At 60.9% G+C, this 26,314-nt stretch carries 19 protein-coding genes; 6 read left to right on the plus strand and 13 right to left on the minus strand.

Annotated elements, in window-relative coordinates; genetic code table 11:
- Positions 1-14 precede the first annotated feature (14 nt).
- The 7 genes from U9R61_RS14450 to U9R61_RS14480 all read right to left on the minus strand — a co-directional run bounded on the left by U9R61_RS14450 (position 15) and on the right by U9R61_RS14480 (position 13,693).
- Complete coding sequence (locus U9R61_RS14450) at positions 15-263, minus strand: hypothetical protein (RefSeq protein ID WP_322489513.1); 249 nt, start codon at positions 261-263, stop codon at positions 15-17.
- A gap of 327 nt (positions 264-590) precedes the next feature.
- Positions 591-1,325, minus strand: coding sequence for a hypothetical protein (locus U9R61_RS14455; protein ID WP_322489514.1), 735 nt, complete (start codon positions 1,323-1,325; stop codon positions 591-593).
- Positions 1,326-1,337: 12 nt separating this feature from the next.
- Positions 1,338-4,535, minus strand: coding sequence for an isoleucine--tRNA ligase (ileS, locus tag U9R61_RS14460; protein WP_322489515.1), 3,198 nt, complete (start codon positions 4,533-4,535; stop codon positions 1,338-1,340).
- Between the two features lie 547 nt (positions 4,536-5,082).
- Positions 5,083-6,627 (minus strand): glycosyl hydrolase, encoded by a 1,545-nt coding sequence (locus U9R61_RS14465; RefSeq protein WP_322489516.1) that lies wholly within the window; start codon positions 6,625-6,627, stop codon positions 5,083-5,085.
- Between the two features lie 40 nt (positions 6,628-6,667).
- Positions 6,668-7,216 carry a GNAT family protein gene (locus U9R61_RS14470; RefSeq protein ID WP_322489517.1) on the minus strand — a complete coding sequence of 183 codons (549 nt, stop codon included), beginning with the start codon at positions 7,214-7,216 and terminating at the stop codon, positions 6,668-6,670.
- A gap of 70 nt (positions 7,217-7,286) precedes the next feature.
- On the minus strand, positions 7,287-12,461 hold the full coding sequence (locus tag U9R61_RS14475) for an Ig-like domain-containing alpha-2-macroglobulin family protein (RefSeq protein WP_322489518.1): 5,175 nt from the start codon (positions 12,459-12,461) through the stop codon (positions 7,287-7,289).
- 227 nt (positions 12,462-12,688) lie between these two features.
- Complete coding sequence (locus tag U9R61_RS14480) at positions 12,689-13,693, minus strand: homoserine kinase (protein WP_322489519.1); 1,005 nt, start codon at positions 13,691-13,693, stop codon at positions 12,689-12,691.
- Between the two features lie 198 nt (positions 13,694-13,891).
- On the opposite strand from U9R61_RS14480, the gene U9R61_RS14485 reads away from it, so the two are divergent.
- The 3 genes from U9R61_RS14485 to sfsA all read left to right on the plus strand — a co-directional run bounded on the left by U9R61_RS14485 (position 13,892) and on the right by sfsA (position 15,928).
- Positions 13,892-14,059, plus strand: coding sequence for a hypothetical protein (locus U9R61_RS14485; protein ID WP_322489520.1), 168 nt, complete (start codon positions 13,892-13,894; stop codon positions 14,057-14,059).
- 81 nt (positions 14,060-14,140) lie between these two features.
- Positions 14,141-14,575, plus strand: a complete 435-nt coding sequence (locus tag U9R61_RS14490) for a hypothetical protein (protein ID WP_322489521.1) — start codon at positions 14,141-14,143, stop codon at positions 14,573-14,575.
- A gap of 570 nt (positions 14,576-15,145) precedes the next feature.
- A complete protein-coding gene (sfsA, locus tag U9R61_RS14495) occupies positions 15,146-15,928 on the plus strand; it encodes a DNA/RNA nuclease SfsA (RefSeq protein WP_322489522.1) in 783 nt (260 codons plus the stop codon).
- 9 nt (positions 15,929-15,937) lie between these two features.
- Here sfsA and U9R61_RS14500 read toward each other — a convergent pair whose 3' ends face one another.
- The 3 genes from U9R61_RS14500 to U9R61_RS14510 all read right to left on the minus strand — a co-directional run bounded on the left by U9R61_RS14500 (position 15,938) and on the right by U9R61_RS14510 (position 19,150).
- The gene (locus tag U9R61_RS14500; protein ID WP_322489523.1) at positions 15,938-16,660 is read right to left on the minus strand and encodes an SGNH/GDSL hydrolase family protein; all 723 of its coding nucleotides are present in this window, start codon (positions 16,658-16,660) and stop codon (positions 15,938-15,940) included.
- Positions 16,661-16,978: 318 nt separating this feature from the next.
- Complete coding sequence (locus U9R61_RS14505) at positions 16,979-18,208, minus strand: MFS transporter (RefSeq protein WP_322489524.1); 1,230 nt, start codon at positions 18,206-18,208, stop codon at positions 16,979-16,981.
- Positions 18,209-18,226: 18 nt separating this feature from the next.
- Positions 18,227-19,150, minus strand: coding sequence for an LLM class F420-dependent oxidoreductase (locus U9R61_RS14510; RefSeq protein ID WP_322489525.1), 924 nt, complete (start codon positions 19,148-19,150; stop codon positions 18,227-18,229).
- 134 nt (positions 19,151-19,284) lie between these two features.
- Between U9R61_RS14510 and U9R61_RS14515 the strand changes: the two genes are divergently transcribed.
- Genes U9R61_RS14515 through U9R61_RS14525 form a run of 3 tightly spaced genes read left to right on the plus strand, consistent with a single transcriptional unit; the run spans position 19,285 to position 21,654 of the window.
- Positions 19,285-19,695 (plus strand): gamma-glutamylcyclotransferase family protein, encoded by a 411-nt coding sequence (locus U9R61_RS14515; RefSeq protein ID WP_322489526.1) that lies wholly within the window; start codon positions 19,285-19,287, stop codon positions 19,693-19,695.
- A 22-nt stretch (positions 19,696-19,717) separates the two neighbouring features.
- On the plus strand, positions 19,718-20,605 hold the full coding sequence (locus U9R61_RS14520) for a carbon-nitrogen hydrolase (RefSeq protein ID WP_322489527.1): 888 nt from the start codon (positions 19,718-19,720) through the stop codon (positions 20,603-20,605).
- 5 nt (positions 20,606-20,610) lie between these two features.
- Positions 20,611-21,654 carry an agmatine deiminase family protein gene (locus U9R61_RS14525; RefSeq protein WP_322489528.1) on the plus strand — a complete coding sequence of 348 codons (1,044 nt, stop codon included), beginning with the start codon at positions 20,611-20,613 and terminating at the stop codon, positions 21,652-21,654.
- Between the two features lie 541 nt (positions 21,655-22,195).
- Here U9R61_RS14525 and U9R61_RS14530 read toward each other — a convergent pair.
- From U9R61_RS14530 to U9R61_RS14540, 3 genes are all read right to left on the minus strand, one after another.
- Entirely contained in the window at positions 22,196-22,594 is a 399-nt protein-coding gene (locus U9R61_RS14530) for a cupredoxin domain-containing protein (protein ID WP_322489529.1), read from the minus strand.
- A gap of 68 nt (positions 22,595-22,662) precedes the next feature.
- On the minus strand, positions 22,663-24,033 hold the full coding sequence (locus U9R61_RS14535; RefSeq protein WP_322489530.1) for a DUF1501 domain-containing protein: 1,371 nt from the start codon (positions 24,031-24,033) through the stop codon (positions 22,663-22,665).
- Between the two features lie 28 nt (positions 24,034-24,061).
- Positions 24,062-25,861, minus strand: a complete 1,800-nt coding sequence (locus U9R61_RS14540) for a DUF1800 domain-containing protein (protein ID WP_322489531.1) — start codon at positions 25,859-25,861, stop codon at positions 24,062-24,064.
- Between the last annotated feature and the right edge of the window lie 453 nt (positions 25,862-26,314).

Below are 26,314 nucleotides of genomic sequence, written 5' to 3' on the forward strand. Positions count from 1 at the left end.
GCGTCGCTATGCCCCTACGCACCCCGCCGCATCGCTTCTTCGACCCACGCAAACGCCTGCACAAAACCGGCCTCGATCCCCGGGTACGCCCCGATCAACCCTGTCGCCACCGCAAACAAGCTCAGCAATTCATCGCGGGTCTGCGCCTGTTGCCATGCCTCGGCAAGGAGTGACACGGCCTCGGCGATGCGGTTGGCGTTGGTGAGCGCGGTGACGAGTTCGGTCAGCGCCTCGGCGCGTAGAACGTAGAACAGGGTAATCAATCGCCTGTGCGGCGTGGCGGGCCGCGGTGACGTGCCCGGCTTGGGCGAGGGCGGTGGCAAGTAGTTGCGCGAGAGGGGTGGCTGCGCGAGAGAGTTTGCGCAGGCGAGGTGCGTGCGTGCAGGGGGGCAGGCGCTGACTTGGGGGATTGCTGCGGGCGACCGGCCCGCTGCGTGGCGATGCGCCGGTGCGCTCTCGCAATGACAATATCAGGCCTCTAGCCAGAACCCTTCGGATCCGTACCCCTCTGTCTTATCTGTAGTTTATCTGTGTCCCATTCCGCTAGCCCGATCCGTGTCCATCCGTCTCAGCCCGTGTGTGTCCGTGTCCTATTCTGGTCCCGCGAATGTAGGCGCCACTTCCAACCACTGCGCTTCGGCGCACGCTTGCACTCCCCAGCCGAGCTGGCCGGTGGGACGCACGATCGCGTATTGGTTGTCGATCCAGATCACGGTGCTGAGCGGGCCGCGCGGTGAGGGGGCGCGGAGGACGATGACGCCATCGACGGCGAGGGTGCTTTCGGTGATTCTCCAGTGGATTTCGTAGTCGTGCCATTGGCTGAGATCGACGTTGACGATAGTTTCGGCGATGCCGGCGGCGTGTTGGATGGGCGGCCAGAGCCGGCGGTAGAGCGGTGGCAGGTTGAGGAGCGGTACGACGAGCGGCGCGGCGGGGAGCCACGTGAGCGCGGTTGGGCGACCGGTGTCGATGGCGGCTGCTTTCCAGCCGTGGCCGGGGACACCGAGGGCTAGCGGCATGTCGTGCGGTGGTGCCCCGAAGAAGAACCAGACCGCTTGGGGCATGCGCGGCGGCCATGCCCACGGGTAGCTCCAAAGGCCGAAGCCAGCGGTGCCAACTAACTGATCAGCCGGGTGCGAGGTACGCGCGCGCAGGCGGAGGGTGTAAGGCGGGCGCAATGCGCGCGTCGGACCTGCCCGCCTCCCGAAGTCGTCGAGTTGGGCGTTGCGGTAGCGGTCGGCGGGGCCGGGTGGGCGGATGAGGCGGAGACCGGTGGTGGTACGTACCACCCCGGCTCCGCCGCTGCACCGTGGCCGCAGGTGCATCGTGATCCGTCCCTACGCTTTGGCGATCCCGACCGTCACGGCGCCGTCGCCGAATTCGTCGGCGGCGGTGTAGGCACCGGCTGGCGGTGCGCTGACCGTCAGCTCGACGGCGAGGGTCTCGTTTTGGATGTACTCACCGTGCTGTGCAAGGGTGGCCGCCAGCAGTTCGGCTTCGTCGGCGCTGCTAAGGAAGAGCCGGATGCGATCGCTGATCGCTAACCCCGCACTCTTGCGCGCGTCTTGGATGTAGCGCACAAGGTCGCGGGCCGCGCCTTCCAACCGCAGTTCTTCCGTCACCGTCGTGTTCAACGCTACCAGCATGCCGTCGGCTTCGGCCACCGCGTACCCCGCCGGCGCGCTGCTCTCGACCAGCACCTCTTCGGCCAGCAGCTCGATCTCTTGGCCGTCAACCGACAGGCGCACCGGTTGGCCGGCTTCCACCGCCTGCGCCGCCGCCCGCGCGGCCTCGCCGCTCAGATCGCGCAACGCTGCCGTTAGCGCCGGCACCAGCTTGCCAAACTTCTTGCCAACGAGGCGTAGGTTCGGCTTCAGGCGGTACTCGACCACGGCGCTGTTAGCGTCGAGGTAGCGCACCACTTTGACGTTCAGCTCATCGCGCAGCTCAGCCTCGAAGCGGCGCACACCGTTGAGCAGCGCCGGGGTGCTGGTCCGCAGCCAGAGTTCGCTCAGCGGCTGGCGCACCTTCAGGTTGGCCTGCTTGCGCGCTGCCCGTCCCAGCGAGACTGCAGTCAGCAAGGCTTCGGTGTCGGCAACCAGTTGCTCATCGAGCAGCGCCCGATCCACTTGCGGCCAGTGCGCTAAGTGAACGCTCTCTGGCGCGGCGGCATCGTGTTCGGCGACCAGATTGCGGTAGATCGCTTCGCTGACGAACGGGGTGAAGGGCGCAGCCAGCTTCGCCATCGTCACCAGACAGGTGTAGAGCGTCTGGTAAGCGGCCTCTTTGTCAGCGTCGCTCTCGCTCTTCCAGAAGCGGCGGCGATTGCGGCGCACGTACCAGTTCGACAGTTCGTCAACAAAGTGCTCGATCGCGTTGGCGGCGGTATAGACATCGTACTCCTCGAAGGCGTCGGTCGCCTTTTGCACAAGCTGGTTGAGCGCTGCTAGCGCCCAGCGGTCGATTGGCTGCAATTCGGCGGTGCGCCCGCTGTTGGGTTGCCACTGGTCGAGGTTAGCGTAGGTGACGAAGAAGGCATACGTGTTCCAGAGCGTGAGCAGGAACTTGCGCATGCTCTCGCTGACCAGATCCATGCTGAAGCGGCGGGCATTGCCGGGAGGCGCGGCGGTGAACAGGTACCAGCGCAGGGCATCAACACCGTAGCTGTTGATCACCTCTTGCGGTTCGATCACGTTGCCCCGGCTCTTGCTCATCTTTTGGCCGTCTTTGTCGAGAATGTGACCGAGACAGATCACGTTCTTGAACGCGGGCCGGTCGAAGAGCAGGGTGCTGACCGCGTGCAAGGTGTAGAACCAGCCGCGGGTCTGGTCAACCGCCTCGCAGATGTAGTCGGCGGGATGGGACATCTCGAATACGTCGCGATTCTCGAACGGGTAGTGCCACTGTGCCACTGGCATCGAACCGCTGTCGAACCAGCAGTCGGCGACGTCGGGAATCCGGCGCATCAAGCCATGGTCAGGGTCTTCCCAGACTACCTCGTCGATGTAGGGCCGGTGCAGATCGAGATCGCGCAGCGAGCGGCCCACCTTTTCTTCCAGCTCGGCCAGCGAACCGATGCAGACCATGTGCGAGCCGTCAGCGTTCGTCCAGATCGGGATCGGCGTGCCCCAATACCGCTCGCGGCTGATCGCCCAGTCGATGTTGTTTTCCAGCCAGTTGCCGAAACGGCCATCGCGGATGTGTTCGGGCACCCAGTGGATCTGCTGGTTGTTGGCGACCAGATCGGCCTTGAAGGCAGTGGTGCGGATGTACCATGAACGCTTGGCATAGTACAGCAACGGCGTGCTGCAGCGCCAGCAGAACGGGTAGTAGTGGCGCACGCGCCCGCTGCGCAAGAGCAGGCCACGCGCTTTGAGGTTGCGGGTAATGTCAGGATCGGCCTCTTTGAAGAATTTGCCGGTGAAGCCGAATTCGGCAAATTCGGGCAACACGCGGCCATCCAATCCCACCGAGAAGAGGGTGGGCAGGCCATGTTTGCGCCCGACGTCGAGGTCGCCGTAGGCTGGCGCGATATGGACAATGCCGGTACCATCGTCGAGACTGACGATCTCATCGGCGATCACGCGGTAGGCCGTCTCCCAATCGACCGTATCGCCGGCGCCGGGCACGCCGCGGAAGAGCGGCTCGTAGCGGAGGCCGACCAGATCGTTGCCGCGGAACCGGCGCAGCACGGTGAAGCTCTCGGCGGGCAAAACCTGATTGACCAGCGCCGCCGCCATCACTAACCGCTCACCGTTATGCTCAACCTCGACATACTCGGCGTCGTGCTTGACGGCTAGCGCCACGTTGGCCGGCAACGTCCATGGCGTCGTCGTCCACGCGACCAAGAACGCGCCTTCGAGGATGCCGTCAACCGCCGGCGGCGGCACGGTCACGCCCTTCACACGGAACTTGATATAGACGCTCGGATCATCGACATCATCGCGCGCGCCGAGGCTGACCTCGTGGTCGCTGAGGCTGGTGCCGCAGCGCGGGCAGTGCATCGTGACCTTGTAGTCGCGGAAGAGCAGGCCGCGATCCCACAACTGGCGGAAGATCCACCACGTCGACTCGATATAGTCGTTCTCGTAGGTGATATAAGCGTCTTCGCTCAGCCAGAACGCGATCCGCTTGGTAAACGCCTTCCACTCTTGGATATACTCCCAGACGCTCTCGCGGCAGAGGCGATTAAATTCAGCGATGCCAAACCGCTCGATGTCGGGCTTGCCGCTAAAACCGAGCTTCTTCTCGATCTCGATCTCAACCGGCAGGCCGTGGGTATCCCACCCCTCACGGCGGCCAATAATGCGATATCCCTGCATCGAGCGATAGCGCAAGATCACATCTTTGAAACTGCGCGAGATGGTATGGTGCAGACCGGGGCGGCCGTTAGCCGTTGGCGGTCCCTCATAGAAGACAAACGGCTTTTCGCCGGCGGCCAACGACTTCGCCACCACGTCATTGGCATCCCACCACGCCAGCACTTCCTCTTCGAGTTGGGGAAATTTGACATTCGGATCAACCGGCTTAAACATGCAACCTCCGTGCGTACCAATGTAAAAAACCTCGTCCCCAAAAGGGGACGAGGCTGATCAACCCCGCGGTACCACCCCATTTCGACGGCGCACACAATCGGGCGCGCGTCGCACTCAGTGAGCGTCAAGCAACGCTCTGCCCCGATAACGGTGGGCATTCCGGGCGCGGCTACTGCGCGGGGCAACCAACCACGCGGTTCACCTGCCGGCTCAGGGGTGATCTTCACTGCCACCGGTTCCACCCGGCTTCCACCATCCCGGGCTCGCTGGCGGGCAAGCGGCAGCTACTCGTCCCCGTCATCGCCATTACGTAATAGTATACGCCGGGTGGCGCATTGCGTCAAGGATGGGTGGGCATAGCCACAAAGCGACGCCAAAGGCGCAGAACAATGTTGGTGTCTTTGGTGTCTTTTTGTGACCATTTCCTCCACCCGTTACGAAGCTTCTTGAGAGCTTGGGCATAGCCACGAAGCGACGCAAAAGGCACCAAACAATGTTGGTGTCTTCGGTGTCTTTCTGTGGCTATCCCACACAAACATCTTTGTAGCTATTCCTCCTCCCCCAACGCTTCGATCCACGCGATGCGCACCTCACCCAACCCGCTCCACCGGTCGTACTCGTCATCGATCACCACCGCGTGTAGCGCCAACGGCCAATCGGGCCGCCCGTTGCCGCTGCCGGCGACCCGCTCGTACTGCGCCGGACAGCGGCTGACCGGCGTGATGAGCGTCTGCCACGTCGGTGGCCCAATCACGCCGGCGGTTACGCTAAACACTTCGCCTTCGCGGTCGCGCAGCCAGAGTCGCAGCCGGTGTCCGTTGCCGTCGCCGTAAAGCTGGACGGTGATGGCGGTCGTGTCGTTGGGCAGCGGGATGGGATCGCTCAGCTCAAAGGCCACGTAATCATTTGTCCGGGTGGTAAAGCGGTAGCTGATGCGGAAGACGCTACTGTCTTCGATCAATCGGAGTGAACCGTTGGGCTGGCTGGGACGTTGCCATTGCACAGGCTGGCTGCCGGTAAGGAGTGGAACGGTAGTAGTAGGTGGTTCTGGGCGACACGAGGCAAGTGTGTCGGCTAGTTTACGCATCGCTGTCGCTGCCGGTTTGGGTATGCTGAAATCGGCTCGTCCGCTCCCATACGCAAACAGCCCATACGGATTGTGTGGATCGTCTTTGAGCATATACCAAAAGACGACACCCACGCCACCGTACCAAAGCGCACAGTAGGCACGGGCGAGGTACGCAGCTTGATAAGCAGCATTCGTCAAGCCGAGGGCATCGTGGTCGCCGGGGCCACTCGCCCACCCCACTTCGGTAGCCCAGATCGGTTTCATGCCGTATCGGGCAGCCACGGCACGCACACCATCAGCAGCAGCGATAAGATTTCCCTCTTCTGGACTGAGTGGATCGACGTAGGGGTGGATGGCGATCACATCAAAGGCGTTCCATCCACCATAAGCAGCAATCGCACGCAGAAAACCGGTATCGAAGGGATTGATACCGCCAAGCACGATGGTGGCCGTTGGATCGATAGTGCGGATCACACGCGCAGTCGTGATCAACAGACGAGTATACTGCTCGGGATCAGGTGAGGGGCGCCAGAACAAGGCCTGATCCGGTTCGTTCCAAATCTGCCAGTGCTTGATCAGATGGTGATAACGTTGGACGACAGCCCCAACGTAGGTAACAAATGCAGCTTCTTCAGGTGGGGCAAACGAAATCAGGTTGGGATGATCGGTCGGATCGGTGGTAGCCCAGCCGACGGATGGGCCTAACACACCCAGAATCTGTACCCGCTGACGGCTGAGCGCATAGAGAGCGGCATCGGTAAATACCCAATCCCAGACGCCGGTTTGGGGTTGGATGCGGTGCCAATGCAGATCTTCGCGCACCCATTGCACGCCGAGATCGGCGACGATTGCCGCCGGGATGGGCATGGTTGCCGCGTCGGGGTAGCGAGTAGCGAGATGGCTGTTGATCCCGATTGCTAGCGGCCCGATCGGCCCGCGCACCGCAATCGGCGCCGTGATCAACCAGCGCGGAGCCGGCGCATCCCCGGCCAATATCCCCGCTATAACAATGATCACGATCACGCAATATCGTACCGACGCACGCCCGTGCGTCTCTACGATGTCACCATTCCACCGCATAGACCTGATGTTCCACCCACCCCAACCCAATCCGCCGCCAGCACTTCCCCCCTTCCAACGGCTGAAACCCGCAGCGTTCAGCCAGCCGGCAAGCCGCTGAATGCGCCGGCGCGATCAACGCTTCGAGCCGGCGCAGGCCCAATGTCGTGTTGCAATATTCAATGACCGCAGTTAAAGCCTCGCGCATATACCCTTTCCGGATCGAACGCTCCTCCATCCGGCATTCGATCATTGCGGCGCGGCGCACCGTTCGCTCAATGCAATCGATCCAAATATCGCCGCAAATCCGCTCGAGCGGGTCGTCGCGCCGCACCAAGAACAGGCGCAGGCTGTATCCGGCGTGGCGGGCCTCTTCTTCCGCTGCCAATCGGCGGCGTTGGCCTTGCAACGTAAAAAAGTCATCGGGCGGCAGCGGCAACCAATCCTCGCCGAACGTCCATGCGCGGCGGAAGTAACCCCGCACCGCTTCATTGTCACGCGGCGCCATGACTCGCAGCCAGATCCGTTCGGTGGTCAGGATGGTCGTGTTCATCTCATCACGGTTCCCGCGCTCGCGGGGTTATGCCTGCCTTACGGCAGGGCGCGTCGCTAACGATGCCCGCTTACCGATTCGTTGGTTCAATGGTGATCGTCTCTGGCGCGAATGCGACAACCGGCGCCACATCGCTCCCCGGCGCCGTAATCACCACCGGCGGGATGACAAAGCTTCCCGCGGTGGCAGCCTGCGCCGTGATGGTAACGCGATAGACGCCGGGGGCAATTGTAGTCCCGCCGAGCTGCACCTGCCGCCATTCGCGGTCGATCTGCTGGTAAGCGAAACTAGCCCCGGCGTCAACCTTGACCGGCGTGAGCCCGGCTGGCAGCGGGATGGCGGCCTCTAGCCGGAAGATGGGCTTGCTTACGATCAGCAGCAGTTCAATCTCAACCGGTTGATCAAGTGCGCTTGGCTCCGTTGCCGTTCGATACCGCACCCGCTCCCGCACCGCTCCCGGCTGGCCTGCGCTGCTGGCCGGGGTGCGCACGGCGATCAGCGCCGTGCCGTTGGTTGGCTCAACCCGGAGGGCGCCGCCGTCGAGCCGGAATCGTTCGACGCCGCTGATTGCCTGTTCGGCGGTGAGATCGGCAGTGTCATGCCACACCCTCACGTGCGCATTGCCGTCAAGTAAAGCCGGGCCGAGCGCCAGTGCCACTCGCGCCGCTTCGTAAGGCGTTGGCCAGCCGTCTCCCTGCCAGTGCCGCAACAGCGCTGCCCGCCACGAGGCTAATCGCGGATCAGCCGGACGTTCAGCAGCTAACGCTTGCACCACGCTGGCACTGACGGCTAGCGCGCTGGGTGGCATCCCGTCTGCGCCGGCCCACGGCAAACCGCTGCTCGCTGTATTCCACAACGGCGCCAGCAGCGCGCTCTGCTCGTTTGTGGCGCGCAAAGCGGTGAAGGCGCGTCCGGCCGGGCCAGCGCCAGCGGGGAGGGCTGGTTGCCCCGTTCCTTCGCTATCGATTGACATGACATAATCGGAATACGCTTGCGCATCAGCGGGTTGGGCAAGTCGGTGCCGGCGCAGGTACGCCAACGCCGGTTCACTCAGCTCGCGCAACCGGCTTGCAGGTTCAATCTGACCAATCGCCTCCAGCACAAAGCTCGTCACAAACGGGTCAGAGCCGCTGCCCGGCCACCAACTCCACCCGCCGTCGCTGTTGCGCAGCGCACGCAGTTGGGCGAGCGCACGGTCGTTCAGCGCGCGCCACTCCTCTGCTTCCGTGTTGGTGGCCGCGGTGCGTTCTAGCATGCGGCTAATGATCGCCGCCGCCGCCAGCGCTTCAGCCGTTGGCGTGGCCGTTTGCAGCAGTCGTTGCGCTTGATCAGCCAAGGCCGCTCGTGCGCTAGCTGCGATAGCTACGTCGTTGTCGCTGTCGGGCAGGCTCAGTTCAATCGCGCTGGCCGTCACCCGCGTTTGCGCCGTCACCGGGAGCTGTGTCTCTTGGCGTACCGGCACGGCATATTCGATTGGCGGCAGGCTGACAGTATCGATCACTTCGTAGCGCAGCCCTATGATCGAGGCATTCGCTTGCGCTTGCACCCGCCAGAATACTGGCGCCGTGGTGCCAGCCGGCACGCGCACGGTTTGCTCGAACGGATCGAGCAGCATGCCGCTGCTGAGCCATAGCCGCGCGCGGATGGTACGCTCTTGCCCATCAACGTTCCGCAGGATCAAGGTCGCAATCGCGGTATCGGCTGGCCGCAATGCCGGCAGCGGCGTCGCAATCGTCTCCACCGGCTGGCTAGTGTCGATCAACGCGCTTGTGCTGGTGGCGATGCCAGCAGGATCGATCGCGATCACCTCTAGTCGCCAGCGGCCTTGCTGGTTTGGCAAGCGCACTGTTATTTCATGGTGGTTGGGGGAGGATTGCACGCTGGCAAGGACATCGATACCGCCTAAGCTGCCGGGTGTCCCTTGTGCCGGTTGCCCCGGCAAGAGCGCTCTATTCCAGCGATCCAGATTCGCGGGCGGTGCGTGAAGTGGCGCTAGCATGACCAGCAGATCATCGGTGGCTGCTGTGACCGTCATAGGTATGGTCACGCCGGGCAACGCTTCGCGCTGGGTGAGGTTGATGACCGGGGCCGGCGGTGGGTCGATCTGAATCGTGGTGGTAGTCTGCCAAACCCGCACGCCATCATCGATCAAGGCGGTGATTACCGTCACCGGCGCCATATCGGCGCTGATCGGTATGGTTATGAGATTGCCGGGGCGGGCATTCGCTTGCCTGACCAGCGCGTTGTCGCCTTGCCCCACGATCACCAGCGCCGTTCCGCCGCCGCTTGGCCCGGTGAATAAGAGGCGGGCAACGTCGCCGGTGGCATAGGTTGGACGGTCGGCGATGATCCGTGGTTCGGCGGTGCCGATGCTCGATCCCGCCACCCACAGCTCTTTGCGGGTGAGCGCTATTCCGGCCCGCGCCGTGAGTTCATACCGGCCCGGCGCTAAGGTGACGAGTTCGGTAGTGGCTTGCCCATCAGACCCGGTGCGTACTCGACGGATCAGCAGCGGCGGATCAGCAGCGTTGCGCCGGAGTTCGATTTCGACCAGTGTGTTGGCAATAGGTTGTCCATCAGCCGTGCGTAGGGTTGTAGTTACGCTTGCCCGTTCGTTGCGCTCGATCACGGCGGGCATCGTGATCGCCAAGCGGGGGCTGCGCGGCGTGATCACCCCTTCAGTGGTGCGTTCGATCTGCTCGCCGTCCGGCAACTGCACGGTGAGGTGAAGGGTGTAGCGCAACGGGCGCAGCAGATTCTCGTCAGCCGGCAAGCTGATCACCGCTCTCCCGCTTGCATCAGTCACCGCACTCGCTTGCGTTTCACTGGTTGCGCCGGTGATTTCACCATCTATCCCGTCAAGTTCTGCCGTGGCTAACGTGGCAATCCGTAACGTCCAACTTACTACGGCGCCGCTGATAGGTAGGTCGGCACGGGTGACATCAACCGCCAATCCAGCCGGACGGATCGGAATCACTCGCGCGGTGGCGCCGGTCGCCGGCACACTCACCCTGATCGGGATCGCATACGTCGTATCGCCAACCAATACGCGCACCGTGTACAAACCGGGCGCCGTGCGGGCATTGAGTTGAAGACTGCCATTCAGTCTCCCGTTCTCGCTCACGGTGCAGACCACGGCGCGCGGCTCGCCGATCGCGTTCTGGCCGTCGAGTTGGAGGTCGCATGTTCCGGCAGCCGGCAAGCTCAGCCGGCCATCAGCTTGCTGTTCGCGCACCACGCCGCTGATCCGCACGGTCCCCCCCGGACGGTAGCTGAGCCGGTCAGCCGCCAGCAAGGCTTGGGTGCGCGGTTGGATAATGGCTGTGACATCGCTGCGGGCCAAAGCGATTCCACTGCCTTCGGCAAGCGCAATCAGGGTTCGGGCCCGCGCATTGGCGCTCAGCAATCCTAGCTCGTCTAATGTGACTCGCCAAAGACCTTGCTCGTCGCTGTTACCGCGGGCGAGCATCGTTTCACCGGCATAGAAACTCATCGCAACATTGCTCACCGGTGCGCCCTTGCCGCTGCTCGTCACCCAAAGCAACACCTCATTGCCGTTCGGTAACAGTGTCACGTGCAGCGCCGAAATCAGGATCAGCCGGTCAACGCGCAAGCCATTGCCAGTCGTCAAGCGCAGGTAGTACGCTCCCGCCGGCAGCGGATCGCCGGCGCTATTGGTTGTCAGCGGCAACAGACTGCGCATAACGGTGTCGGGCGGGTCATAGAAGGTCTCTCGCCATGCCCGCACGAGCGGTTGGCTATAGCGTTCAGGAACGAAACTAGGCCATTCCGTTGGCCGGAGCGAGATTGCGCGCACGAGCGTGGTTGCATCGAGTTGGTAGAGTTGTGCGTCAACCGTGCTGACGTTCATCCGCTCTAATGTCACTGCCGGCTGCGCGTCAGCCGGAAAACTTACGATCGGATCGCTCATGATGTGCAACAGCGGTGGCGCGCTCGCCGTGCGGATAGTGAGAGAAATGTCTTCACCAAGCGGCACGCCGCTGCGATCATGGGCACCGGCGGCAACGGTGAGCGTATAGGTGGTGGCTGCCTGCAACGTAGGCCGGAGATTGACCCGATTCTCGTCAACCTGTAGCTCAACCTCAGTCACCGGTGGATCAAAGCGTAATCCTGATCGCAGCTCGGCTTCCTCCATCGGTGTGCTAAAGATCAGACGAATCTCTTGCCCCGGCGCTAGCGTTTGGCCTTGCCCCGGAAACGAAGCCACCAGCGCCGGTTCGGGTTCCACGGTGAAGCGCCATTCGGCCAGCGGTTGGTTGGCGGATGGCGGTTGGAGGCGTACTTGATAGGTTTGGCCGGGAGTCCAGCCGTTATACGGCGTGAAGGTGACGGTGTGCCGGCCATCGGTGTTGGCGCTGCTGAAATCGCCGCTGATCGCCGGCGTAATCGTCAAGGCGGCGCTGAGCAGCCGGGTATCGATCGGGGCATCAAAGACCAGCGTTAGCGGCTGTTGCGGGTTTACCCACCGTTCGCCGGGTGGCGGGGTTTGGGTGATCAACGCTGGCCACGGTGTGGCAAACTGCCACTGGAACGGCTGGCCGAGTTCGATCCCGCGCGCATTGCGCAGATTGGAGTCAAGGGTGAGGGTGTACGTCGTCGCGGCGGTGAACGCGATTACCGGTTGCAACAATAAGGTCTGCGGATCGAGCCACTGCCCTTCCAGCGGCCACGGTGGCGTCAGTTGCACGTGTGACAACGATGCCGGTTGACCAACCGCGCTTGTGGCGACCATCGGCTGGCTAAAGACGAGCGCGATCGGCGCGTCGCGCAAGCGTGGCGCAAGCGCAGCGGCCACTGTCGGTTGCGCAGCGGTGGTGAATGCAACGTCGAGGGGTTGCGCCAGCGGTCGCCACCACCGGCTTTGGGCATTGGCCATCACCTGTACGCGATAGGTTGTGGCCGGTTGCAAGGGTTGGGCTGGCACAAACCGCAACACCTGCATATCATCCGACCACTCAAACGATCCCGCTAACGGCGGATCGATCCGCAGCGCACGCACGACCGTGAAGGGGTTCATCGGCGTGCTAAACGCGAGTGTGATCGTGCTGCGTGGCGGCGCCGCTTGGCTCTGCGGCAAGGGATCGTGCAACTGCACCGTTGGTGCAGCCACCCACGGCGATACCGGCGCTAGCCAGCGGATGGATAGCCCGCCAAGCAAGCTCACGACTATGCCGGCCAGCATCATTGTCCAGAGACGGGCCAAAACGTGCATCCAACGCTGCATGCGTATTCTCATGCCGGATATTGCGGGTAATGTGCCATACCGTTATACCATGCCGCGACGATGGCGGCGGATAGCGGTGTCGTTCTGTCGTTGTCAGAGCGGGTTTTGGTCAAACCGTGCAATGACGAGACCTCCGCAGCAATGCTCGCAAGGACGAGGATTGGTCACGTATGCTTCACGTAATGCCAAGCTGATCATCTGTACTGAATGAACCATCAGGAACGAGTTTAGTATACCATCGCTGCGGCGAGCACATGCTCACGGTGGCGATCCATCCATTCCGACAACCACTGCCCTTGTTCCAACAGCTCAAGGTGGTAATCTGGCTCAGCGTCTGGCGTGCTTAAAGTACGCCGCAGATTGCCTTGCAGCCAAATCACTTCCAGTATTGCCGGCAGCGCCTGCGCCTCACTCTTTGACAACGGTGCAATCGCATTATACGCGCTTAGAAATTGTTTCACCCGCTCAAGATCAAGCGGCGCACGATATACTCCCCACATTGACCAATTAGGTGGCGGCGGGCCGACCGCCATATCGACCAATCCATCGGCCACATCAACCAGCCGCGCGTCGATGCCGATCTGGTCGTAATCAATCAATGCCGCCACCGCATCGCCGCGGAAGATCAGATTATCACGGTGAATATCGCCGTGAATCAGTAGATGAGGCAGCGCGACGTAAGCTTCATCGCTCAATTGCCGGCGCAAATCGGCGATCCGTCGTTCATACCAGTGGAGCGTAACGGTCAGGTCTCCCAACAGGTCACGGGTGATCAGGCGTTCGGTCAGACTGCTCAAGCTCGACGGCAAATAGCGTGGCGGCGGGGGTGGGGGCGGATCGGGAAAACCGGCCACGGCGCGGTGATAGCTGGCCAACACCCGGCCAATGTCGCTCAGTTGGCGCGGACGGCTCGGATTAAACTCATCGCCGATGATGAATACACTTAACTCATACACCCGATCATTGAGGATCACCACTGTATCGCCGTTGCGCGCCGGCAACACGCGCGGCGCCGGGAAGCCGCGCTGGCGTAGCCAATCGAGCAGACGGTGGCGCAACTTGATCGATTGAAACCCAATGTGGCGCCGGTTGCGCCGGATGACAAACCGGCCAACCGTGGTCTCAATGAAGGCCGTTTCGTTGATCGCGCCATGGCTGGCCGGACGGCTCGACCGTAGTTCACCGACGTCGTAGTATGCCAGTACACGGGCAATGTCATCATGGGTCAGCATTGAGCATCCTCGTAGCCAAGCTTCCTCCTCAATTGTACCATTAGCAGTATCGGGCGGCGCAGACCGCGCGACGATCCGGTCGTGCTATACGCCTTCGGCGTGAATGATGTTGAGGGATATTCCTCTAGGGACTATGATGGCTACCCTTTCTCAATCGAACATTATCTCTCTCCAAAGCGACTGACGACAGAGTCACTTGTGCTTGCCATTGTTGCTACTGTAGCAGCATTGTGGTTGTTCAGTCCTATGCTGAAGCATTGGACAACCGTTACCGCTTCGAGTGATCAGGAAATTATTCCGGTTAACGACTCGTGGCAGAATGTCTGGATGTTGTGGTGGGCAGCGCAAGCGCTGCTGAGCGGCTAGTCGCCGTTTCAAACCGATATGCTGTTCTATCCGCTCAACGTTGATCTGTTTTGGCAAACGTTACAAGTGACGAATGGGATCTTGGCGTTGCCGGTTACGCTGATCTTTGGGCCGATTGCCGCGTACAACACGATTGCCCTGCTGACCTTTATCAGCAGTGACCTCACGATGTTCTGGCTGGCTAGCTGGCTTGGCGCTTCGGCCTTCGCTTCCGGTGTAGTGGCGATGATCTACGCATTTTCACCATTTCACCTGACGAAATTGTATGATGGCCAGCTCGAAGTGATGAGCATTCAGTATTTTCCCTTGCTGATCTTGGGCTTGCTCGCGCTTCTGCAGAGCGCAAAAGTGCGAATGATTGCATGTCTTCTTGTTGGTGGCCTCATTGTTTGGATTCTTCTGACGAGTCTCTATTATGGTTTATTTGCGCTGATCTATATCGCCGCTTTGTTGGATGGCATGTGTTGCTGGCGCGCATGCCGTGGCGCCATTATCTTGTCTGGTTTGCGCAACTGAGCTTGTTGCTCATACCTCCTGTCTTGCTACTGGTGGCGAATCTGGTGAACCTGCCGGTCTCGGCGCCGGAAGTGGCGGCGCTTCGGATGTTGGGTCGCTCGGCACAACCGATCGATTTTTTTTGCTGCCAAGCCCGTACCATCCGTTGTGGGGGCAAGCGGTGAGTGCATTGCAAGTGCGTTTGCATCCCGGTGTTGGGATGATTAACATTTCGCTGGGGCTGGTCGTCTGGGTGCTAGCAGATCGGTTTATTCGGAGCGTGGCGCGAGCGTCTCACCCGTCTTCACCTGTTGACCATCAATGTTTCAACCCAACCACGGATCTATGCGGTAATGCTTGTGCTTCCCCCCCGGCCATACGACACCGAACCTCGCTGTTGAGCCGGTTTGGCATTTGCCGGCAGAAGCGCGGCTGGTTGGCGTGATGGGGCAAACAATTCAGGCAATGGTCTTGAATACTGGCGATAATCTGCCATAACCTGTTTTGGTCTCGCCTGCGCGGTAAATAAACCGAGACGCGCATACCGCAATGGCTTGCTGAATTGTTTTTGTTGCATGCTATACTAGTCGTATGAACTCAGAGCAACACACCGGCCCTTATATTCACCCCACCGTTCGGGTGCCCCTCTCGACCGGCACGCCGTTGGTCGAGGCAACCTTCGCTTCCCGTTCCGGCCAGTTTTTGGTTGAGGCGCAGCTGGGTGGGCGGATGGTGCGCGCCCATCTCGCCGATCGTGGTCGTTTGATTGATGTGCTTGTGCCCGGCGCGCGTTTATTGCTCGCTCCGCGCGAAGAAGTTGGCCGCAAAACAGCGTTTCAAGTGGTGGCGGTCTATCAAGGGCACGATTTGGTGTCGCTTGACACCCACTTGCCCAACCGGCTCGTCGCCGCGGCGCTGTCCTTGGGCGCTCTGCCTCAATTTGCCCGCTATTCCCACGTGCAACGCGAAGTGCAACTCGGCCCGCACCGGATCGATTTTCGCCTGAGTGAAGGGCTTGATAGCTGCTGGCTGGAAGTGAAATCGGTGACGCGCGTAGTTGATAATATCGCTGTCTTTCCCGATGCTCCCACCGAGCGCGGTAGCCATCATCTCGAACTATTGACCAACGCTGCTCGTAATGGGCAACGGGCGGCGGTCGTGTTTATCATTCAGCGTTCGCAAGGTGTTGCGTTCGCGCCTGATGAGGCGATCGACCGCGCTTTCAGCCGCGCTTTGCGCACCGCTCGTTCGATGGGAGTCGAGATGTATGCCTATGTCTGCCCCGTGAGTATGACCGGTATGACTCTTGGCCGCGAGGTGCCGATCTTTGCTTCAATCGATGCGGTGCCGCTCGAATTGCGGCGAGGGACATAAATCGTTTGCTTAGCGCCGTAGTTGCTCTGCTAGTACATTGCTGAGCGCCTCATTCAAGACCTGATAGCCGGTGGCATTGATGTGCAAGATGTCGTCCCGGTATTGCTCGGCGACGTACCCGCTCTCGTCAGCCAAGATTGCCGCGCTGTCGAAGATCACCACATCCGGCGCTGCCATCGCCCGGATCGCCTGATTCAACGGTTCAATTGCTGCCTGTATCTGCGCCGTTGCTGGATCGAGCCGCTCAAAGGCGTTGGGGCCAAGTCCAAAGATCGTGGTGAGAATCACCCGGCTGCCGTCGCTGCGCGCTTCGTTCACAATTGCGCTCAGATTGGCGATCGTAGTGTGAATAATGTTCGCTTCCTCATGCCCAAACACCGCGAGCGCCGTTAGATCATTGACACCTACTTGGACAATCACCAGCTTCGGTTTGAGCGGGCTCACGTGCCAGCGGTAGCGTAAGCGCGCTTGGGTACTGGTATGGCCGGACACGCCGCGGTTGACGATGGAGAATCCCGCTGGCGCCGGCCACGCTGCAGCCCGCGAGTCGCCGAACAAGACGATTTGTGCTGTTGTCGTGGGTTCGCTGCCAAATGTGGTGAGACCCAGCGGGTCGAGCCGGACAAGGTGGAAGAGTCGTTCGTAGTGACGCGCCCGTTGCCACGCCCAGACTCCACCCAAACAGATGGCCCCTGCTAAGGCGAGACCAATGATCCAGAGCCGGCGCTCCATGCCGCAACCTCCTTACGACTCATCTGCTAGCACTATGTGATATCTTAAAGGCTAGTTCTCCGCTCACCTCTCCCGCGTCAGTTGAGGAGTGGACAGAACATGTGGTTGAGTATAACCGTTGATCGCAGTGAGATGCCTCAACGCTCGGTTCTACGCTCCCCTCTCCCGCGCCATTGGGAGAGGGGCTGGGGGTGAGGGTACACTGGCGCATCTCAACGCCATCAACCGCATCTACGCGCATAGGTTCTGTCTGCCCTTGAACCCGCGTCAGTGGGAGAGGGGTTGGGGGTGAGGGTACACCGGCGCTTCCGAAAGCCATCAACTACATCTACGCTCGTATGTCCTGTCGGCCCTTAAACGCTCTTCCACCGGCAAGCGCGCTGCACCGATGCTAATGGCGATGCAGGCGACGCTGCTGACGAAAAAGGCGCTGCCAAACCCAAACGGCCCCACGACCAGCGCCCCGATCAGGGGCGCTACGGCCCGCGCTGCCGAGACGATTGAACTGTCAAGGCCGTACACCGCCCCTTCGCTGCCGTTTGCTGTGTACCGCCCTAACAGTGCGCTCAGCGAGGGGGTGATGCCGCCAATCGCGGCCCCGCTCAATGCCTGCAACACTAGTAGTTGCCAGACATTCGTCACTAACCCTTGCGGTGCGAAGGTGAGCCCCGCTAGCAACGCGCTGCCCATCAACACTTGCCGGTGCCCGATCCGGTCGCCGAGCCGTCCGAGCCAGATGGCAGTGGCCGTGCCCGCTGCCGACGAAACGCCAACGATGAGACCGGTGAAGGCGCTGACCGGATCGCCGGTGCTGAGCAGGCTGGCGATGAAGAGGGGCGCAAACGGTAACAAGATCGTCTGCGCCAAGCTGCTCAGAAACCGCATCCCGTAAGCCGGCCCGATGCCGGGAGTGCGCGCGATGCTTAGCCAGCTCTGCACCATACCGGTGTGTTGGCGCTGCGATGTCTCCGGCGCCTTCCCACCTCCGCGCACTCCTACTGTCACTAGGATCCCTGACGCGAGCAAGAGGGCTGCTGTCGTAATGAATGTTGCCCGAAAGCCGAGCGTCTCAGCCATGAGACCGCCAATCAGCGGCCCGGCAGCAGTGCCGCTCCACAGGCCCATCTGTAACGTACCCATCGCAAAGCCCATCCGTTCGCGCGGGGTGACGGTGGCGACCAGCGCATTGGCCGCCGATATGGTGCCGGTAATCATGCCTTGAATCGCGCGCAACAGGGTGAGTTCTTCCGCCGACCGGGCAAATCCCATCAGCAAGAGGATGATCGTGCCGCCGTACATGGCGCGCTCGACCATCAGCTTGTAGCCGAGCCGATCGGCGAGCGATCCCCAGATCGGCGCAGCGATGGCCATCGTCAGCGCCTGTAACGAAAAGACCAACCCGGCCCAGAGCGCCACATCGCCGAATGTGGCCACGCCGAGGTAGGCCACATACAGCGGCAAAAAGGGAAAGATGATTGAAAAGCCGATCGCCGACAAAAATTGGGCGATGAACATGATCCAGAGCGTGGTTTGCCAACGTGTCTGCATGTCGTTACGCTGATGTTGTTACATTGTTTGCGGCAAGACCTGCGTTGCAAACGCTTCCAACCGGTCAAGATCATCCAAATCCAGCCACTGCACCATGATCCGCTCGACCCCCGCCTCGGCGAAGGCGTGAATCTGCTCAGCAACCTCGCCGGCGGCACCCACCAGAATCCCGCGCGCATGCAGGACCGCCCGATCGCGTCCGGCTAGCAGGCGCTTGACTTCCGCGTCATCGCGCCCAAACACCGATCCGATCATCAACGACCGGCGTACTGCTGCGCGCGGTCTGCCGGCGGCGGCCAACAGTTCGTCAAGTTTGGCGTTGAGTTCGGCGAAGCGCGCTGGCGGCACGAAGACCGCGTTCCACTCATCGGCGTATTGCGCGGTGAGGGCAAGGGTGCGCTTTTCGCCATTGCCCCCGATCACAATTGGCGGCCCTCCTGGTCGCTGCGGGCGCGGGAGTAAGATCGCATCGCGCAGTTGGTAATATTCGCCGATCCACGTCACCGGCGTGTCGCTGCGTAACAGGCGCGTGACTACCTCTAGCCCTTCGGCGAAACGTTGGAATCGCTCCTTGACCGGCAGCAAGTCAAAGCCGAACATCGTATGTTCACGCTCTTGCCATCCCGCTCCCAAGCCGAGCTGGAGCCTGCCGCCAGACAGATCATCAACCGCAGCGGCCATCCGCGCCGTAAGCGCCGGGTGGCGAAACGAGACCGGCGAGACCAGCGGCCCGAATTCAATCCGTTTGGTGTGCGAAGCCAGCCAAGCCAGCGAGATCCACAGTTCGAGCGATTCTTTTTCCGGCGGGTTGGCGTTGCTGAAGTGATCAGAGCGGTAAAGACCGGCAAAGCCGAGGTCTTCGGCGGCTTGCGCCAGCCGCTGCCAGCGCGGCCACGTTAGCCCGTTTTGGCCTTCAATCATGAGGGCGATCTCAATCGGCATGCATGCGCTCCTTGTGGGGGGCATAGCGCCGCTATGCCCAATGGGGCAGAGCAGCGCTCTGCCCGTACAATGATGGTATAGTATCAGGGTGCCGCGTGACGGCATCGTTGCTAGTATACCGCGAAAAATAGTTGATGCGTCCATTTTTTGTCTACGGAACGTTAAAGCGGGGACAATCGAATTATGCCCGCCTGTTGGCCGGGCAGACGGTAAGCGAGATGCCGGCTTGGTTGTCCGGCGCAGCGCTCTATACCGCTGGCCCGTACCCGTTTCTCGTCCGGGCGGTTGATCTGGTGCCGCCGGGTTCGACCGTTTTCGGTGAGCTGATGGAAGTGGCGCCGGCTCAGTATCAGCCGGTGTTGGCGCTGCTCGATGAGTTAGAGGATTTTATGCCCGGTCGCGCCGGCAATCTCTATGAGCGGGTTGTCATAACGGTGCAGACCGCGACCAGCCCACGTGAGGCGTGGGTCTATGTCGCTGGCGCCGGCGCTGAAGAGGCGATCCGGCAAGGGCGATTACGGTTAATTGCTGGCGGCATGTGGTGAGCTACCCTGAAGGAGCGATGAAATGGCCCAACGCATTGTCAACGTCGGCTTGGTGCAGATGCGCTGCACCGCCGATCCGGAGACCAATATGGCCGCGGCGGAGGCCGGTATCCGCGCTGCTGCGGCCCAAGGCGCGCAGATCGTGTGTTTGCCGGAACTGTTTCTCTCGCTCTATTTTTGCCAGAGCGAAGATCACGCCAACTTTGCGCTAGCCGAGCCGGTGCCCGGCCCGAGCACCGAACGCCTTGGCAAGCTGGCGGCTGAGTTGGGTGTGGTGATCGTTGCGAGCCTTTTTGAGAAGCGGGCCGAAGGTCTCTACCACAACACGGCGGCAGTGCTCGACGCCAATGGCCGCTATCTGGGCAAGTATCGCAAGATGCACATCCCCGATGACCCGCTCTTCTACGAGAAGTTTTACTTTACGCCGGGTGATTTGGGCTTTAAGGTCTTCAAGACGCGCTACGCCCGTATCGGGGTGCTCATCTGCTGGGATCAGTGGTATCCCGAAGCGGCCCGCCTCACCGCCCTGCGCGGCGCTGACATTCTCTGCTATCCAACCGCGATTGGCTGGCATCCTGCCGAAAAAGCCGAGTACGGCGTCGCCCAACACCAAAGCTGGGAGACCATCCAGCGCTCGCACGGGATTGCCAACGGCTGCTATGTGGTGGGTATCAACCGCACCGGCCACGAAGGTGATCCGTCCGGCGGGATTGAGTTTTGGGGTCAAAGCTTTATCTCTGACCCGTCGGGCACGATCATTGCCCGTGCCCCGGTTGACGAGCCAGCCGTGCTGGTAGCACCGGTCGATCTGGGCAAGATCGATGTGCAACGTACCCATTGGCCGTTTCTGCGCGATCGCCGGATCGATGCCTACGGCGAGCTGACCCGCCGCTATATTGATGAGGAGTAGGGGTAATGGCGACTCCTGCCGAACTTGGATATTTCATGCCTGCCGAATGGGAGCCTCATCAGGCGACGTGGTTGTCGTGGCCGCATAAAGAGGCGAGCTGGCCGGGGATTATCGACCGGATCTGGCCGGTCTATGCGCGCTTTGTCGCCGAGTTGGCCCGCGGCGAGACGGTGCATATCAATGTCAACGATACGGCGATGGCTGAGCAGGTGCGCGCATTTTTGGCCGAGGCCGGCGCGAGCGGCGATATTCGCTTGCACGAGTTCCCGACCAATGACGCATGGTGCCGCGATCACGGTGCGATTTTTGTTCTGCGCAATGGCCCCAATGGGCGCGAATTGGCCGCAACCGATTGGGAGTTCAATGCGTGGGGTGATAAGTACCCCCCCTACGATCTTGATAACCAGATTCCGGCCCGCATGGCCGAATACCTCGGCGTACCGCGCTTCTGCGGCGAGATGGTGCTCGAAGGGGGCTCGATCGATGTCGATGGCAACGGTTTGCTGCTCACCTCCGAGCAGTGTCTGCTCAACCCCAACCGCAACCCGCACCTCGACCGGGCCGCGATCGAGCAACGCCTGCGCGAGCTGCTCGGCGTGCATACGATTCTCTGGCTCGGCGAGGGCATTGTAGGCGATGATACCGATGGCCACATCGACGACATCGCTCGCTTCGTCTCGCCGAGCACGGTCGTCGCTGTCGTCGAAGAGGATTCCAGCGACGAGAACTACCATGCCTTGCAAGACAATCTCCGTCGCCTGCAACTCATGCGCGATGCTGCCGGCAAGCCGCTCACGGTGCTGACCATCCCGATGCCACCGCCGGTGGTCTTCCAAGGCCAGCGCCTGCCGGCCTCGTACGCCAATTTCTACATCGCCAATCACGCTGTGATCGTGCCAACCTTCAACCATCCCAACGATCACCGCGCCTGCGAGGTCTTGCAGCGCTGCTTCCCCGACCGACGCGTAGTTGGCATCGACGCCACCGAAGTGGTCTGGGGGTTGGGGGCGTGGCACTGCCTCAGCCAGCAAGTGCCGGCAACAGGTTAGGATCGTGTGCTCGCCTCCTTACGATCCTCTCGTCCTGTCTGTCATTGCGAGGGCGCGGCGGCCCTAGCGCAGCGCGGGGCCGCCCGACCGCAGCAATCTCCCGCTTCAGCGAAGTGCATGCCTGAACGGGTGTCTCCCGTGCGCGCGAGCTGCGGGGCGAACAGAACATGGGCTCGAGTACAACCATTGATCGCTGTGCGATGCCTCAATGTTCGGTTCTCCGCCACCCTCTCCCACGCCAAGAGGGGCTTGGGGGTGCGGACATACTGGCGCATCGCAAAGCCATCAACCGTGTCTGTGCTCATACGTTCTGTCCGCCCGTGAACCCCAGGGGGAGGGCTGGGGTGGGGCAATCCCTCCGCCTCGTTGATCATTGCGAGCCGCCGGAAGGCGGCGAAGCAATCCTCTGCGAGGATGGAACGAACCCCCTCAGGCATTCCTTCTGCTAAAGTGGGAAATTGCTGCGGGGGCTGTGCGATCTCGCAGTGACAAGCCGTCACGCTCGCGTAATCATAGGGGACGAAACTAACCCGCACTCACCTTACCTTCCTTGCTCAATCACCTCGCGGATGCGATCGTGCGGTTCAATCACCAACACACCGGCGGAACGGGCCACCGGAACCAGTTCCGCCGGTTCGAGCACGCAGAGCAAGGGGTTATCGCCGCCGAGGGTGCTATGATCGGCGGCGCTGAGGCAGAAGAGATCGAACGTACCCATAATATAGCGGGGTAGTTCGAGCACACCACTTGCTCCTGGCGCTAGTTCGATCCAGCGATCCATCGCGGGGATGCTCACCACCATTGCCTCGCTCGCGGTATTGCGGATGGTCAGCGCTGGTTCGTGAGCGGGCGGCAGTGATAGGCTTACTGGTGTACAACCGTTGGCAGCGATGGTAAGATCAATTGCCGGCGATGGCGCAGTGCATGCGCTCTGCAGCATGACGCTTACCGATATGATTGTGAACCATTGGGCAATTTGGCGCACCGCATCCTCTGTAGTTGTCTTGTTTACTGGCACTGCTGAATCACCGGCACGAACACGCGATGCTCAGCATTCGCTAGACCTGCTTCTGCCGCTGAGAGCACCGGCGGCAAATCCGTGCCCCGAACAATGCCGAGCGGCATGTATGACCCTAAGCCGGGAAAGATCGTTCCCAGCCTAGGATTGCCCAACCGGCGGATCAAGATCTCGCTCAGCACCTGCCGGAAGTCGGTCGTAATCTGCAAGTCTTGCCGTTTATCGAGCTGGTCGGGATGCAACCCCGGCCACGTGCCATAGACTTTGCGCCCATTCACATTGCCGCCGAGCACCATCATCACATTGCCGTGCCCGTGATCGGTGCCGTTCGACTGGTTGCGCCCCAACCGGCGGCCAAATTCGCTCAATACCACGATCGTCAGGCGCGAGTGATACGTCGCCAGATCGTTGTAGAACGCACCAATCCCTTGCGAGAGGGTGCCGAGCCGGTCAGGCAGATAGCCGCTGCCATCGCTATTCGCCTGTGATTCGTGTGTGTCCCAGCCGCCGAAGTCGATCGTCGCCACTTGCAAGCCGATCTCGGCTTTGATCAATTGGGCAACCGTCTTGAGCGCATCACCAAAGCTTCCCGATGGATACGCGATACTGCTGGTGGGGTTATAGCTGCCCATATTCCGCATGAGATCGATCACCTGCGTTACCCGCTGACCAGCCGGGGCCAGCGGGTTGATCGCACTACGGTTGTACATCTCGCGGAGCGTGGTCAAGAACGGATAATGCTCATCGGGACGGTTGTAGCGCCAGTGCGTGCTAACAGTGAAACTGCTCGGCGATGTCATTGCGACTGCCGCCGCGTAATTGAGCAACGAAGCCGGTGTAGCAGTGTTAGCTGCCACTGCCGGCAGCAAACTGCTCGCGCCGCCTTGTGATTGCAAGTGGCGCGTAATCCAGCCGCTGCTGGTCGTTTTGTTGCCCGGCGTCCCGCGCTCGATGTAGTCCATCGCATCAAAATGGCTGCGGGTGTCGTCATCTAACCCGCAGGCATGGATGAGAGCCAGATGGCCGCTGTTGTAAAGATCGCGCAGATGCGGCATCTTGCTATTGAGGCCGAAGCTATTCGTGCTGTATGAGGGGTTGTTGGTATCGATGCGCAACGGCGCGTTGGCGCCGCTCAACGGCAGCGCGAGCGATCCGCGCGCCGTACGGTAGTAGCTGTCGTCGTAGGGGCTTAGCAGGCTGAGGCCGTCGCAACCGCCACGCAGAAAGATTTGCACAAAGATCTCATTGGTCGCTTGCGGTTGGGCCGGCTCGGCGAAGGCCAAGTGTCCGATCCGGGCCGCCGCCATCGCGGCGATCGCAGCGCTACAACCCATCAGAAACTCGCGGCGTGTCCATTGCATCGTAGTGTTCTCCTTGGATGGGCGCTGCTTACCGCAACCAGAATTCGGGACTCATCGCCAACAGTTGCACCATCGTGTTGATCCGATCACGCACCGCTTCAGCGCTGCCCCAATCGGGTGCGCCGCGCAACGGTTGCGGCGGCTGATTCGGATCGCCGCTTTGGGCAAGGAAATTAATCAGGAGCATGCGCAGATCGCCGGTTGGCGTGTATGTTAGCATCCGCTGGAGCCAGAAATCAACAACCCCGGCGCACGACAGGCCGGCAGGAGTTTGGCCCACGATATCGATGCCAACGTTCCCGCCCCACGATTGGGGGATGGTGTAAAAGCAATTCCACGATCGCAGCAGTGCATTAGTGTTGGCCCAATACTCGGCCCGATCGGGATGGCCGGTCGGCGTATCCCACCCAAACAGGCGGTGACCGGTTTGATCAACGTTCCAGAACAGACTCTGCCAATAGTTGCCTCTAGTGGCATCCCCATTGACCGAAGCGACATCACTTGGGAGATTGGCATTTGTGGCCCGCAAGAAGGCCCAAATTGCTTCCAATGGCCGGCGCACTTTGCTCCCAAAGGTGTTCTTGGCCTCCGGCGACAGCAAAATTGTCTCCACTACGCGCCGGATCTGGTCGGGCGAGTCTCGATGTTGCATCCAGACCGTAGAAGCGGCACTGATGAGCGCCTCAGGCGGGTTGTCGGCTACCAGCCGCTGGCAGAGCTTTTTACACAGGTGACGCCCTGTGCCGGGGTGATGGGCCACGAGGCGCAGTGCAGCCTCGCCGTCGCGTTGCGCGCCATTGTTGAAGGGGAAATTGGGCGCCGGCGGGATGCCGGGAAGCGGCGCTGGCGCGAGTACCGTTTTCGGAAAGTTGTCGTGCCACGCTTCCATCAGGTAAAACGCGCTAGTGTTCGGTCTCCCATCGCGCCCGTTGGCGATCGTCCAACCGGTCAGGCAACGTGCCGCTTCGTAAACGTCGTAGTCGATGTACGCTGCGGCAAACCGTTCGCTGCCGTATTCGACGACCGGAATGTTTTCGCGTTGGTCGTAGAACTTGAGATAATGATCGCTGCCGAGCGTGTGTAACTCGAAGAGTTCGCGAGCAAAGTTTTCATTGCCGCCCTCGCCGCCACCCGCTTTGTTGCTCACATTGTCGAGGTAGTACATCATTGCTACGCTCTTGGTGATATCGAGCAACATCGCGTTAAAATTGCCGAGGGCATGGGTGCGGATGATCCGGTCATAATCTGGCCACGTCGCGGCAATGTTCGAGTCGGAGTCGGCCCGCACATTGAAGTGGTTGTGCCAGAAATCGACCATCACCTCAAAGAGCTGCCGCCGGCTGTATACTGCCCGAATCCACGTTGCCACCCGCACCTCATCATAGGGGCGCATCCGTTCCGCCCAAGCTAAATCGGGTACTACCCGATTCTGCCAGAGCGATTCGCGGGAAGCGTTGAGCCAATTCAGCGAGCGGGTTTCATTCATCGTCTGATTGTTGTGCGTGTAGCGGATTTTGAGTTGGGTTGTGGCGAGCCGGTTGGCGCAGGGGGTATCATCAATAGCCGCGGGGTTCAGTTGCTGGCGTACCCAATTGTCAAACCGCTCTTCGTCATTGCTTCCCGGAGTAGCATCGTACATCGCCATTAGTTCAGGACTTGGGCCGAAGGCCAAACGACGCATAGCGATGGTACGGAGCGAAGCAGGCTGAATGTACGAACAAGCGGCAGCCGATGGGGCGGGTGTTCCTATTGCGGCAAAGCCAGCGGTGACCAATCCGGCTAGCAATATCGCGCCGCTTTCGAGGACATCGCGTCGGGTAAGTTCCATGAGCTCTGATCCTGATTACGTGGAGGAAATTGCGGTTATTGCCTTTATGCGCTCACACGAATCGGTATTCAAGATTACACCTTACAATATTGTAATCTTAATTCAAGAATACCGAAATCACCTGAAGGTACTATTTTTATGATAGGAAGCGCATACAATCCGTCCTCAAGGTACGTTCGTGCTGGTATTCGCGATCGCTCATCAAGAACGTTTGCGCGCTGGTTGCGGACAAAAATTTGCGCTTTCCCTATGGCGTTTACGCCAGCATGAGCAATGCTGGCAGTAGAGCGCTCAGTTAGTGGGAAAGGTATTGGCTGCGGTGCAACCTTATCGCAGCGAAGTCCGGGTTTCGCTGCGATAAGGCGCTCGCCGGCGCGCGGGCGGCGAAAAACACAACCCCCTAGCCTACTGGCTAGGGGGTGAGAGCGTTGGCACCTGAACAGGCACGCGTGG

The sequence above is a fragment of the Chloroflexus sp. genome, from assembly GCF_034431535.1.
GTDB lineage: Bacteria > Chloroflexota > Chloroflexia > Chloroflexales > Chloroflexaceae > Chloroflexus.